The following is a 13104-nucleotide window of genomic DNA, read 5'->3' as shown; positions in this document are numbered from 1 at the left end:
ACTGCCGCTCACAGCGTATAACGCACGTCCGGATCGGCCCGCAGCACCGTATGGGCCGAGTCGTACTGCTCCCGCGTCTGGGCGCGGAAGCTGACCGTCACCGAGACGTAGTTGCCGCCGGCCGAGTGCTTGTAGCGCACCGTCTCGTGCAACACGTGCAGGCCGGCGCCCTCAAGCAGCCGCGGCACGTGTACCGGCAGGTCGGCGCCAGCGTTGCCCATGGCGGTGATCTCGAACTCGCCGGGAAACTGGAAGCCTTTGCCGTCCTTCTTCGCCTGGGTGAAATCGATCTCTTGCATCACTTCGCGTCCGCGTCGGCCTTCTTGCCGCTGCCATGGAACCACAGCAGGATCGAATCCCAAAGCCGCGAGAAGAACCCGCCCTGCGGCGCGTCGGCCAGCGCCACCAGCGGCACGCTCTGCACCGGCTGGCCGTCCAGCGCGATGCGCAGCAGGCCGATCTGCTGCCCCTTCTTGAACGGGGCGATCAGGGTGGCCGGGATGTCCATGGTGGCCTTCAGCTTGTCGTACTGGCCGGTCTTGACCGTCACCAGTACGTCGTCGGACACGCCGATCGGCAACTGGTCTGCCGCACCCTTCCACAACCGCGGCGTGGCGAGCGCCTTGCCGGCCTCGTACAGCTTGTGCGTCTCGTAAAAACGGAAGCCGTAGTTGAGCAGGGCCATGGCCGCGTCGGCGCGCCCCTTGTCGGTGCTCGACCCCATCACCACCGCGATCATGCGCTCGTCGCCGTGCACCGCCGAAGCATCCAGGCAGAAGCCGGCGGCGGCGGTATGGCCAGTCTTGATGCCGTCCACCGCGGGATCACGCCACAACAGGGCGTTGCGGTTCTGCTGCTTGATGCCGTTCCACTCGAACTCCTTGATCTTGGAGATCGCGTAGTCCTCGGGGAAGTTGTGGATCAGCGCGCGAGAGAGGATCGCGATGTCGCGCGCGGTGGAGTAGTGATCGTCCACCGGGTAACCGGAGGCATTGGAGTAATGCGTGTTGACCATGCCCAGTTGCTTGGCATACGCGTTCATCAGGTTGGCGAACGCGTCCTCGGAGCCGGCCGCATGCTCGGCCAGCGCGATCGCCGCGTCGTTGCCGGACTGCACGATCATACCCTTGAGCAGGTCCTCCAGCTTCACCTGGCTGCCCAGCTTGAGGAAGCTGGTGGAACCGTCGGTGCCGCCGCCGCCGGCACGCCAGGCGTGCTCGCTGATGGTCACCGTGTCGTCGGGATGGATGCGGCCGGCGCCGATCTCGGCGGAGATCACGTAGTCGGTCATCACCTTGGTCAGCGAAGCCGGGGCGCGGCGCTCGTCGGGATTCTTCGAGGCGAGGATCTGCCCGGTGGCGTAATCCATCAGCACCCAGCTCTGGGCATCCACGTCCGGCGGCGGCGGCACGGGCACTGCAGGCGCGACCGGCCGCGGCACGGCGGTGGGGTGCGGTGGAGCCTGCTGGGCCATGGCGGCCCCGACCATGAGGGCGGTGGCTGCGAGCGAAACCAGGGTACGGCGGAAAAAGCTCATCGTTGTGTTCAATCCCGTCTGGCTGGGGACGGCAGACATGGCGCCGTCGCATGAGAAATACCGTTCAGTCTACCGCGACCTGAGGATGCGGCAGGCCCATGGCCTCGATCCGGCGAGCGATGGCGTCGGCCTGTTCAGCGTCTGGCACAGGTCCGACGCGCACGCGGCGAACAGTCCGTCCACCACTCTGCGCCTCGATCACCCGTACGTCACCGAGGTTCGCCGCGCGCAGGCGCTGGGCCAGGCGCTCTGCATTCGACGCATCTGAGAAAGCTCCCACCTGCAGATAGATCGCCGGCTTGCTGCCGAGCACAGGGACCGACGCAGCGGACGCAGGTTCCCTGCCAGCGGCAGCTGCGGCGGGCTTGATCTGGCCGTTGACCACGGCGACCGGTGGCGGCGTCTGCTCCGGATGGGCCGGGTCGATCGCGCGTACTTCCACCAGCCCCGTGCCCTTCGGCCAGATGCCGATCTTCACCGCCGCCGCATAGGAAAGGTCGATCAGGCGGTTGTCGTGGAACGGGCCGCGATCATTGATCCGCACGATCACGCTCTTGCCGTTGGCCAGGTTGGTGACCCGCGCGTAGCTCGGCAGGGGCAATGTCTTGTGCGCCGCCGAGAACTTGTACATGTCGTAGTTCTCGAGGTTGGACGTCTTGTAGCCGTGAAACTTGTTGCCGTAGAACGAAGCGATGCCGCGCTCGTCGTAACCCTTTGCGCTCGGCAGCACGCGGTAGGTGTGGCCAAGCACCGTGTACGGCGACCGGTTGCCGTAGGTCGAACGAGGCTCCCAGTGCGGCACCGGTTCGGGCAGCTTGTCCACGTCCGGCGGCGGGCCCGACGGCACGCTGTCCGCCTGCTCGCTGTAGCGGTCCGCCTGATTCCGGCTGATGTCGTCGTGGAACCGATCGCCGTCGGCGGGCACACCCGGCGAAGCACCCGCCTCCTGCCCGGTTGTTGCCGCCCCGCGCGATCCATGATGCGTCGCCGGCCGGGTGCGGTGGCCCGCACAGCCGGCCAGCAGCAGGGCCGTGACGACCGCCAGCAGTGCTCCGATCCGACTCACGGCTGGCGGTCCGCCGCCTGCACGCCTGCATCGATCGCCTGCGCCAGCTGATAGACGGCCATGGCGTATAGCGGACTGCGGTTGTAGGTGGTGATCACGTAGAAATTCTGGAAAGTGAACCAGTACTCCGGGCCATTCGCCCCCTCCAGCGTCTGCAGGCCGGTCAGTTCCCCCGGATTGGCGCGCTGCAACGGGGCGTAGCCCCAGGCCTCCAGCTGCTCCAGCGACCAATGCGGCCTGGTGTCGTCGGCCGTGATGACTTTCGCCGCCGCATCCGGCTGGGCGCGCATCGCGACCGGACCACCGCGGACCCAGCCGTGCCGGGCAAAGTAGTTGGCGACGCTGGCCACGATGTCCGGCAGCGAATCGACCAGATTGATATGGCCGTCGTCATCGGCGTCCACCGCGAAGTCGCGGATGCTCGATGGCATGAACTGGCCCCAGCCCTGCGCTCCGGCATACGAGCCCATCAGGGTGTCGAGCGGACCGGCCAGGTGGTTGTCCGGCAGCTCCAGCAGCACCTTGAGCTGCTCGCGGAAGAATTTCGCACGTGGCGGGTAGTACAGGCCCAGCGTGACCAGCGCGTCGAGCACCTTGTACTTGCCGGTGAGCCGCCCGTAGTTGGTCTCCACCCCGAGGATCGCCACGATGTATTCCGGTGCGACGCCGTACTGCTGACCCACCTGTTCGAGCAACGCGCGGTGATCGCGGTAGAACGCCACGCCATCAGCGATGCGCTGCGGGGTCAGGAAGATCGGCCGGTAGTCCCGCCACGGCTTGGCTTCGGCCGGGCGACTGATCGCATCGAGGATGCTCTGTTGCCGGATGGCGCCATCCAGCAGGCGGTTCAGCGCGACCGGATCCTTGCCGGTATCGCGTGCCACCTCGCGTACCAGCGCGGCCTGGCCCGGATGGGTTTCGGCATGCAGCGGGATGAGTGCCGGGGCGACCAGCAGACCCCACGCGATGACCAGGCGGAGGACACGGGTCGCGTTGCGGACAGTCATCGGAACAAAGCTCGCTTTGTGGTGGGCGCGGAGAGCCTAGCACGCGTGCCGCGACCCGCCCGGGGCCTGCAGCGCATGCGCGCGGGGCGGTCACTGGTGCATCTTGCGGTTGGCGTGGATCGACATCAGCACGCCGAAACCGGTCAGCAGCGACACCGCCGAGGTACCGCCGTAGCTGACCAGCGGCATCGGCACACCGACCACCGGCAGCATGCCGGCGACCATGCCGCCGTTGACCAGCACGTAGACGAAGAAGCTCATGCCGATTGCGCCGGCGAGCAGTCGCGAGTAGGTGTCGCGCGCCTCCATCGCGATCCACAGGCAGCGGCCGATGATGAAGGCATACAGCAGTAGGATGCCGACGACGCCGACCAAGCCGAACTCTTCGGAGAACACCGCGAAGATGAAGTCGGTGGTGTGTTCGGGCAGGAAATCCAGCCGCGACTGGGTACTGTGCAGCCAGCCCTTGCCGAAGACGCCGCCGGAACCCACGGCAATCTGCGACTGGATGATGTGCCAGCCATTGCCGAGCGGATCCGACTCGGGGTTCAGCAGGGTCATCACGCGATCGCGCTGGTACTGGTGCATGAAGTGCCAGCCCACCGGCACCATGGCGGCCGCGCCGGCCAGCAGCATGCCGATGCGCCACCACGCCATGCCGGAGAGAAACAGTGCGAATGCGCCGGCGGCGGCCACGAGCAGCGCGGTACCGAGGTCCGGCTGCTCGGCGATCAGGCCGGCAGGGAGGACGATCAGCAGGCCGACCACGGCAATGTCCTTCCAGCTCGGTGGCAGCTGGCGCGGATGCAGGTACCACGCCACCATCATCGGCATCGTGAGCTTCAGCAGCTCCGATGGCTGGAAGCGCATCACGCCGAGGTCGAGCCAGCGGTACGCACCACGCCCCTCGCCCAACGCCGCCACCACGACCAATAGCGCGGTACTTCCCGCGTAGAGCCACGGCGTCCATGTGCGCAGGGTCGATGGCGGTATGCGCGATACCAGCAACAGCAGTACGCCGCCGAGCACGAAACGGGCCGCCTGTCCGCCCACCAGCGAAAGGCTGCGATCACCCGCGCTGTAGAGCGTCATCAGGCCCACGCAGCCAAGCACGAACAAGCCGAAGGCCAGCGGCAGGTCGATCCGCGGCCGGGTCATCAGACGCCGGACGAAGCGGCGCAGGCGCGTGTAGTAGGGACGGATCATGGTGTGTCTCCGTCCGGGGGAGCGACCGGCAGGTCCTCCGCTGGCAGCGGCGGCACGTCGCCAAGCGAAGGATCGCTGTAGGGTGTGAACGGTGGTGCCTTGCTGCCCTTCGTCGCCAGCCAGGCGTCGAGGATGTGCCGCGCGATCGGACCGGCCGAGGACGAACCCCAGGCACCGGCTTCAAGAACCACGGCCACGGCGATCTGGGGATCGTCGGCGGGCGCATACATCTCGAACCATGCGCGGTTGCGGCTGGCGAGATAGGCCAGGTTGCTGCGGTCGTCGTAGCTGTTGCCCGTGCGCGAGTAGCGCTGGGCCGTACCGCTCTTGCCGGCAATGCGGTACGGGAAACCGACGGTCAGGCTCCTGCCGGTGCCCTTGTCGCCGTACATCACCATCTCCATGCCCTTGTCGATCGCCTCCCAGTTCGTCTTCGAGCTGATCAGCGAAGGGCCTTCCGGCGGGTTCGGCAACGGCACGGCCTTCGCATCCACGCCATCCTGGGTGGCCATCACCAGGCGTGGCTTGTAGGGCACCCCGCCGCCGGCGAAGGTGGCAATGGCATGGGCGAGCTGCAGTGGCGTGACCGCCCAGTAGCCCTGGCCGATGCCGGCGATCATCGTCTCGCCCGGGAACCACGGCATCTTCGAATGCGCCGCCTTCCACTCGCGTGAGGGCAGGACGCCGTCCGATTCGCCGACCAGGTCGATGCCGGTCGCGTGGCCGAAGCCGAACTGGCTCATGTAGTGGCTCAGGCGGTCGATCCCCAGGTCGAGCGCGAGCTTGTAGAAATAGGTATTGACCGACTGCTCGATGGCTTCGGCCAGATCGACGCGCCCGGCGCCGCCGCGCTGGTCGTCGCGCCGGCAGAAAGTGGTGCCGGGGATGCAGTACTGGCCGGTGGAGACGACCGTGTCGTCCGGCGTACGCAGGCCGGATTCCAGGCCGGCAAGACCAATCAACGGCTTGACCGTGGAGCCGGGCGGATACACCCCGCGCAGGGCACGGTTGTAAAGGGGCTTCTCCGGGTCGGTGGTCAGCGCCTTGTAGTCGGCCGAGCTGATGCCGTTGACGAACAGGTTGGGATCGAAACTTGGCACGCTGACCATGGCCAGCACCTGGCCGTTGCGCGGATCGATCGCGACTGCCGCGCCAGGACGTCCGGCGAATGCATCCTCGGCCGCCTTCTGGATGCGGGCATCGATGCTCAGGTAAAGGTTCTTGCCGGGGACCGGCGGATGGGTTTCCAGCACGCGCTGGGTACGCCCGTCGGCGTTCACCTCCACCAGCTCGTAGCCCGGCGTTCCGTGCAGCAGATCCTCGTAGGAGCGCTCGATGCCGCTGCGCCCGACGTGCGTGGCCCCCTTGTACCTGGCCGGGTCGAGCCGCTTCAGATCGTTGTCGTCGATCCGGTTGACGTAGCCGATCACGTGCGCGAAGCGGGCGCCGAAGGTGTAGCGCCGGGTCAGGTAGGGCACCACGTCCACGCCGGGAAAGCGCCAGCGATTGACCGAGAACCGGGCGATGTCGTCCTCGGACAGGTGCATCTTCAACGGGATGCTGTCGAAACGACGGCTCTGGGCCAGCTGCTTCCTGAACGCATCGATGTCGTCGTCGCCAAGCGGCACCACCGAGCCGATCCGCGCCAGCATCGCCTTCATGTCAGGCACCTGCTCGGGCACCACCTCGAGCCGGAAGGCAGGAACGTTGTCGGCCAGAAGCACGCCGTTGCGGTCATAGATCAGTCCGCGCGCCGGCTGCAACGCGCGTGGCTTGATCCGGTTCGCATCCGAGCGGGTGGCGAACTCGTCGTGGTGCAGCACCTGCAGGAAGGCATAGCGACCGACCAGGGCCAGCAGGCCGAGCAGAATCAGTGCAAAACCCGCCACGGCGCGACCGCGGAACAGTGCACTTTCACCCCGCGGGTCCTTGATGGCGCGGCGCGGACGATGGATGCGGCGCTTGCTCACCGGCGCACCGATCAGGCGATACGCAGCCGGATGCGAAGGTCATCCAGCAGCAGGAACAGGAACGGCCAGAGCGCGGCGCCGACGAACGGCGAGAACCACCAACTCAACGTGGGCGAGGCTTCGCCAGCGAAGGTGCGCACGATCAGCAGGAGGATGCGGTCATTGAGCAGCAGCGCAAGCACGGCCAGGGTCTGTTGCCACATCGGGAAGAAGCGCAGCCGCGAGCGGAAGCGCAGCGCGATGAACATCAACGCAGTCAGTCGCAACGCCTGCTCACCCAGCAAAACGCCATCGAGCAGGTCGGCGAACAGGCCCACCGCAAAGGCCAGTCCCAGGCTCACCCGATCGCCGGACTCCAGCGCCCAGTAGAGCAGGACCAGCGCCGGCCAGTACGGTTTGAACGGCTGCAGTACCGCCGGCAGCGGCACCAGCATGGCGATCAGCGAGACCGCGACGGTCGCGCTGAACCAGAACAGGGCGACACGCTGGCGGTTCATCGCTTCACGCCCGTATTCGCCGTGGATGTCGAGGAGGTTGCCGATGCCGGCATCGCCAGGTCTTCCGGCGGCCCCACCGACGTCGCCGGTGCCGGCGGGCCGGCAGGCTCGGCCAAATCGTGGAGGAGCAACACGTCCTCGCTGCGGTCCAGGTCGGCGGCCGGCTTCGCGCTGGCCTGCAGAAACATGCCGGTGGGTGCCGGCTGCACCTTGTCGACCGTGCCCACCGGGAACCCCGGCGGGAACCGCCCGCCAATGCCAGAGGTGAGCAGACGATCGCCGGCACGGACGTCGGCCGCCATCGGGATGTCCGGCAGGAGCAGTCCGTTGCCGTCGCGGGTGCCATAGGCGATCGTGCGCAGCCCCGTGCGCTCCACCGTCACCGGAATGGCGTGTGCCGGGTCGGTCACCAGCATCACCACCGAGGTGCTGGGCAGCACATGCACCACCTGGCCCATCACTCCCCGGGCATCGATTACCGGCTGGCCCACATGAATGCCGCTGTTGGCACCCACGCCGAGCATGATGCGGTCTTCTCCCGGGCCGAGATCGACGCCGATGACCCGCGCGAGCTGCACATTGAGTTCGAGGCTGCGCTGGGTATCGAGCAGTTCCTTCAGGCGCTGGTTCTGTTCGGCCACTGCAGCCATGCGGTTGAGCTTGGCATTGGCCAGCAGCAGATCCTCACGCAGGCGCTGGTTTTCCTCGGTGAGGGTCTTGCGCTCCGCGAACGCGACGGCAAGCGAGTGGAATCCGGCACTGGGTGCACCGGCGAGCCGGTAGAGCGGCTCGACGACAACGGCAGCGGCGTAGCGTACCCGCCACGTCCAGCCATTACGGTGGTCCAGCACCATCAGCACCATCGCCAGAGCGAGGTAGGTGAGCAGACGCAGCGTGCCGGCGACCGTGCCGGCGAACAGCGGTGAGGGTTCCTCACGGGTCAGCGGCATGGCGCCCTTCCGTCATGGATGCTGCTGCGCTGTTTCAACGACAGGACTCCTCGGGCTGCCTCGCACCGGCCCGCACGGTGTTTGTCGGAATTCAACGACGACCGGACGCGCGGCCCGGCACGGCTCACTCGGGAGCGAAGAAATCGCTGCCGTGCTGGTCGATCAGTTCCAGCGCCTTGCCGCCGCCCCGGGCCACGCAGGTCAGCGGGTCGTCGGCGACCTGCACGTGGAGGCCGGTTTCCTCGGAAATCAGGCGATCCAGGTCGCGCAGCAACGCACCGCCACCGGTGAGAACGATGCCGCGCTCGGCCACGTCGGAGCAAAGCTCCGGCGGCGTCTGCTCCAACGCCGACTTCACTGCGGCGACGATACCGGCGAGCGGCTCGTGAAGCGCCTCGAGAATCTCGTTGGAGTTGATGGTGAACATGCGCGGCACGCCCTCGGCGAGATTGCGGCCAGAGATCTCGATCTCCTTGACCTCGCTCTGCGGGAACGCGCAGCCGATCTCCAGCTTTATCCGCTCGGCTGTCGACTCGCCGATCAGCGTGCCGTGGTTGCGACGCACGTAGTTGATGATCGCTTCGTCGAAGCGGTCCCCGCCCACGCGCACCGAAGCGGAGTAGACGATGCCGTTGAGCGAAATCACCGCCACCTCGGAGGTACCGCCGCCGATATCGAGCACCATCGAGCCACGCGCCTCATGCACCGGAATGCCGGCACCGATTGCGGCAGCCATCGGCTCCTCGATCAGGAACACGTCACGGGCACCGGCGCCTTCGGCGGATTCCTTGATCGCGCGGCGCTCGACCTGGGTCGAGCCGCACGGCACACACACCAGCACGCGCGGGCTGGGACGAAGCATGCGCGACTTGTGCACCTGCTTGATGAAGTGCTGCAGCATCGCCTCGGTCATGGTGAAGTCGGCAATCACGCCGTCCTTCATCGGACGCACGGTGGCGATGTTGCCTGGCGTACGGCCCAGCATGCGCTTGGCCTCGCCACCGACCGCCGCCACCGCGCGGGGACCGCCCGGGCCACGGTCCTGGCGGATGGCGACCACCGAAGGCTCGTTCAGCACGATACCCTGGCCACGCACGTATATCAGCGTGTTGGCGGTGCCGAGATCGATGGAGATGTCGTTGGAGAAGATCCCGCGAAACTTCTTGAACATGGGCAGCGCCGCGCATCCGACTGGCTAAAAAGTAAGCGCGCCAGTCTAGTCAGCGCTGCCATGGGGCGCAAGGACTGTAACGTTAAGAAATCCTTGTAGGACGGGATGATATCGACAGTTTCTTGAGTGCCCACGCAGCATCACCGGAGGGCAGAAAGTCGCCAAGCAGGGGCGTTCGAGGTACGATTCGCAACTTTGCCGGGGCCTTCGGTCGCGGCAGTCTGCGTGGCCGCCAACTGGGCGGTCCGAACATCTTGCCGAGGCACCCAAGCATCATGTCAGCCGTCATCTGCGGATCGTTGGCCTACGACACCATCATGGTGTTCCAGGACCAGTTCAAGAACCACATCCTGCCGGACCAGGTGCACATCCTGAACGTCTCGTTCCTGGTGCCCCGGATGCGGCGCGAGTTCGGCGGTTGCGCCGGCAACATCGCTTACAACCTCAAGCTGCTCGGCGCCGATCCGCTGCCGGTCGCGGCCGTCGGCCAGGACTTCGCGCCGTACCGGCAGCATCTGGTGGAGTGCGGCATCCGGTTGGACCACGTCCGCGAGTACAGCGATCAGTTCACGCCGCAGTGTTTCATCACGACCGATCTGGACAACAACCAGATTACGGCGTTCCACCCCGGCGCGATGTCCAGTGCCCACGAGAACCATGTGAAGGACATTCCGGGAATCAGCTTTGCGATCGTCGCGCCTGACAGCCGCGAGGCGATGCTGCAGCATGTCGATGAGTTTGCTGCGCGGGGCGTGCCGTTCATTTTCGATCCCGGTCAGGCCATGCCATTGTTCGATGGCGCCGAGTTTCGTTCGATGATCGAGAAGGCGACCTACGTGATCGTCAACGATTACGAGTCACAACTACTGCAGACGCGCACCGGCTGGTCAGCGGGAGAGATCGCTGCTCGGGTCGGCGCCTATATCGTGACGCAGGGGCCTCGAGGCTCCGTCATCCACGCCGATGGGACGACACACGTCATTCCGGCGGCACGGGAACGCCGCATAGTCGACCCGACTGGCTGCGGCGATGCCTACCGGGCCGGCCTGATCTTCGGCATCATGCAAGGCCGTGATTGGCCGACGATCGGCCGCATGGCCTCGCTAATGGGTGCACTGAAGGTGGAGCACCCCGGCACGCAGAACCAGCGCTTCAACTACGAGCAGTTCCACTCCGAATTCCACGAGCAGTTCGGCTATACGTTGGATTGAGCGCGTCAGCCATTCGATCAACGCGAGAGGCGGGGACTTCCCCGCTTTTTTGTGCCCGAACTACTGGTGAGATGTCACCCACGAGCTGGTTCACCCAAGGCGTTGAATGGCGCGTGGTAGTTCGCGAAAGAGGGGCTAATAGTCGCTGATTCGCACGAAAGCGATCAAATAAAAAGCCCCCTCCTGTTGGAGGGGGCTTTTCAAAAAAAGGTCCCTGGCAGTGACCTACTCTTGCATGCGGATGCACACTACCATCGGCGCGGCTGCGTTTCACTTCCGAGTTCGGGATGGGATCGGGTGGGGCCACAGCGCTATAGCCGCCAGGGAAGGGGTGCGGTCAGCGCTCAGGAGCGCCGGACCGGCTAAAGGGGTAAACGAGTGACAAGCGATTTGGAACCTTACGAGATGTTTCGCTGAAGAGAAGCGAAGCGTCTTGGGGTTATATGGTCAAGCCGCACGGCTCATTAGTACGCGTAAGCTCAATGCATTGCTGCACTTCCACACCGCGCCTATCAACCACCTAGTCTAGATGGGGCCTTAAGGAGAGTCGAGCTCTCGGGAGATCTCATCTTGGGGCGCGCTTCCCGCTTAGATGCTTTCAGCGGTTATCGCTTCCGTTCATAGCTACCGGGCAATGCCATTGGCATGACAACCCGAACACCAGCGGAACGTCCACTCCGGTCCTCTCGTACTAGGAGCAGCCCCCCTCAAATCTCCAACGCCCACGACAGATAGGGACCGAACTGTCTCACGACGTTCTGAACCCAGCTCGCGTACCACTTTAAATGGCGAACAGCCATACCCTTGGGACCGACTACAGCCCCAGGATGTGATGAGCCGACATCGAGGTGCCAAACACCGCCGTCGATATGAACTCTTGGGCGGTATCAGCCTGTTATCCCCGGAGTACCTTTTATCCGTTGAGCGATGGCCCTTCCATACAGAACCACCGGATCACTAAGACCTACTTTCGTACCTGCTTGATCCGTCGATCTCGCAGTCAAGCACGCTTATGCCTTTGCACACAGTGCGCGATGTCCGACCGCGCTGAGCGTACCTTCGTGCTCCTCCGTTACTCTTTGGGAGGAGACCGCCCCAGTCAAACTACCCACCATACACGGTCCCTGACCCGGATTACGGGCCTAGGTTAGAACGTCAAGCACTTCAGGGTGGTATTTCAAGGATGGCTCCACCAAGACTGGCGTCCTGGTTTCATAGCCTCCCACCTATCCTACACAGAAGAACTCAACGTTCAGTGTAAAGCTATAGTAAAGGTTCACGGGGTCTTTCCGTCTTGCCGCGGGAACGCTGCATCTTCACAGCGATTTCAATTTCACTGAGTCTCGGGTGGAGACAGCGCCGCTGTCGTTACGCCATTCGTGCAGGTCGGAACTTACCCGACAAGGAATTTCGCTACCTTAGGACCGTTATAGTTACGGCCGCCGTTTACTGGGGCTTCGATCAAGAGCTTCGCCTTGCGGCTGACCCCATCAATTAACCTTCCAGCACCGGGCAGGCGTCACACCCTATACGTCCACTTTCGTGTTTGCAGAGTGCTGTGTTTTTGATAAACAGTCGCAGCGGCCAGGTTACTGCGACCCTCCAGTGCTCAGTCACGCACGTGACCACACCGGAGGGCGCACCTTCTCCCGAAGTTACGGTGCCATTTTGCCTAGTTCCTTCACCCGAGTTCTCTCAAGCGCCTTGGGATTCTCACCCTGCCTACCAGTGTCGGTTTACGGTACGGTTTTTCTTAAGCTGAAGCTTAGTGGCTTTTCCTGGAAGCGTAGTATCAGTCACTTCGTCCCATAGGACTCGTCTCGGTGCTCGGCATAAAGGATCCCGGATTTGCCTAAGATCCATGCCTACCGCCTTTCCCCGGGACAACCAACGCCCGGTAGACCTAACTTTCTCCGTCCCCACATCGCACTTAAGAAAAGTGCTGGAATATTAACCAGCTTCCCATCGACTACGCATTTCTGCCTCGCCTTAGGGGCCGACTCACCCTGCGCCGATGAACGTTGCGCGAGGAAACCTTGGGCTTTCGGCGTGCGGGCTTTTCACCCGCATTATCGTTACTCATGTCAGCATTCGCACTTCCGATACCTCCAGCAAGCTTCTCAACTCACCTTCACAGGCTTACGGAACGCTCCTCTACCGCGCACACTTGCGTGTGCACCCCGAGCTTCGGTGTAGTGCTTAGCCCCGTTAAATCTTCCGCGCAGACCGACTCGACCAGTGAGCTATTACGCTTTCTTTAAAGGGTGGCTGCTTCTAAGCCAACCTCCTGGCTGTCTATGCCTTTCCACATCGTTTTCCACTTAGCACTAACTTTGGGACCTTAGCTGCGGGTCTGGGTTGTTTCCCTTTTCACGACGGACGTTAGCACCCGCCGTGTGTCTCCCGGATAGTCTGTCCTGGTATTCGGAGTTTGCCATGGTTTGCTAAGTCGCGATGACCCGCTAGCCATAACAGTGCTCTACCCCCAG

10 protein-coding genes and 2 rRNA genes (1 of these 12 running past the window's edge) are annotated in these 13104 nt (G+C 64.3%); 1 reads left to right on the top strand and 11 read right to left on the bottom strand.

What is annotated here, in order from left to right:
- Positions 1 to 8: 8 nt before the first annotated feature.
- The 9 genes from NC595_RS04095 to NC595_RS04055 form a co-directional block, all read right to left on the bottom strand.
- Positions 9 to 299, bottom strand: a complete 291-nt coding sequence (locus tag NC595_RS04095; protein ID WP_253564981.1) for a DUF493 family protein — start codon at positions 297 to 299, stop codon at positions 9 to 11.
- Entirely contained in the window at positions 299 to 1537 is a 1239-nt protein-coding gene (locus NC595_RS04090; protein ID WP_253564980.1) for a D-alanyl-D-alanine carboxypeptidase family protein, read from the bottom strand. Before NC595_RS04090 ends, NC595_RS04095 begins: the two co-directional genes overlap by 1 nt.
- Positions 1538 to 1601: 64 nt before the next feature.
- Complete coding sequence (locus NC595_RS04085) at positions 1602 to 2603, bottom strand: septal ring lytic transglycosylase RlpA family protein (protein WP_253564979.1); 1002 nt, start codon at positions 2601 to 2603, stop codon at positions 1602 to 1604.
- Positions 2600 to 3610, bottom strand: a complete 1011-nt coding sequence (gene mltB / locus NC595_RS04080) for a lytic murein transglycosylase B (RefSeq protein WP_253564978.1) — start codon at positions 3608 to 3610, stop codon at positions 2600 to 2602. Before mltB ends, NC595_RS04085 begins: the two co-directional genes overlap by 4 nt.
- 90 nt (positions 3611 to 3700) lie before the next feature.
- Complete coding sequence (rodA, locus tag NC595_RS04075) at positions 3701 to 4816, bottom strand: rod shape-determining protein RodA (RefSeq protein ID WP_253564977.1); 1116 nt, start codon at positions 4814 to 4816, stop codon at positions 3701 to 3703.
- Entirely contained in the window at positions 4813 to 6786 is a 1974-nt protein-coding gene (gene mrdA, locus NC595_RS04070; protein WP_253564976.1) for a penicillin-binding protein 2, read from the bottom strand. Before mrdA ends, rodA begins: the two co-directional genes overlap by 4 nt.
- An 11-nt stretch (positions 6787 to 6797) precedes the next feature.
- A complete protein-coding gene (gene mreD, locus NC595_RS04065; protein WP_253564975.1) occupies positions 6798 to 7283 on the bottom strand; it encodes a rod shape-determining protein MreD in 486 nt (161 codons plus the stop codon).
- On the bottom strand, positions 7280 to 8233 hold the full coding sequence (mreC, locus tag NC595_RS04060) for a rod shape-determining protein MreC (RefSeq protein ID WP_253564974.1): 954 nt from the start codon (positions 8231 to 8233) through the stop codon (positions 7280 to 7282). Before mreC ends, mreD begins: the two co-directional genes overlap by 4 nt.
- A gap of 124 nt (positions 8234 to 8357) precedes the next feature.
- A complete protein-coding gene (locus NC595_RS04055; protein ID WP_017463941.1) occupies positions 8358 to 9404 on the bottom strand; it encodes a rod shape-determining protein in 1047 nt (348 codons plus the stop codon).
- A gap of 275 nt (positions 9405 to 9679) precedes the next feature.
- On the opposite strand from NC595_RS04055, the gene NC595_RS04050 reads away from it, so the two are divergent.
- Positions 9680 to 10615 carry a carbohydrate kinase family protein gene (locus NC595_RS04050; protein ID WP_253564973.1) on the top strand — a complete coding sequence of 312 codons (936 nt, stop codon included), beginning with the start codon at positions 9680 to 9682 and terminating at the stop codon, positions 10613 to 10615.
- Between the two features lie 212 nt (positions 10616 to 10827).
- Here NC595_RS04050 and rrf read toward each other — a convergent pair.
- Both rrf and NC595_RS04040 read right to left on the bottom strand, forming a co-directional pair.
- Positions 10828 to 10940, bottom strand: a 5S ribosomal RNA gene (gene rrf, locus NC595_RS04045).
- 118 nt (positions 10941 to 11058) lie between these two features.
- A 23S ribosomal RNA gene (locus NC595_RS04040) occupies positions 11059 to 13104 on the bottom strand; it runs 835 nt beyond the window's last position.

This window comes from Dyella lutea (assembly GCF_024158035.1).
GTDB classification, from domain to species: Bacteria; Pseudomonadota; Gammaproteobacteria; order Xanthomonadales; family Rhodanobacteraceae; genus Dyella_A; species Dyella_A lutea.
This window is presented reverse-complemented; position numbering and strand designations above follow the sequence as displayed.